At 72.1% G+C, this 226-nt stretch carries 1 pseudogene; it reads left to right on the forward strand.

Annotated features, from left to right (window positions below):
• Positions 1-226 (forward strand): annotated as a pseudogene (locus F6Q13_RS17385) (DUF222 domain-containing protein); the annotation flags it as partial.

Raw genomic sequence — 226 nt, forward strand, 5'->3', positions numbered from 1 at the left:
GCATCGTGCGGATCGTCGCCGAAATCGACCGCGACCAGTTGTGGGGGGCGACGGGGCGCGCTCGGTGGCGGCGTTGGTGGCCTGGAAACTGGGGGTGTCCTCGGCCAATGCCCACAGCATCGCCACCGTGGCGCAGCGGTTGGAGGAGTTTCCCCGCTGCGCGGCGGGTCTGGCCGAGGGCCGGTTGTCGCTGGATCAACTCGGGGTGATCGCCGCCCGGGCGGGC

Source organism: Mycobacterium sp., from assembly GCF_008709575.1.
Taxonomy (GTDB): Bacteria; Actinomycetota; Actinomycetes; order Mycobacteriales; family Mycobacteriaceae; genus Mycobacterium.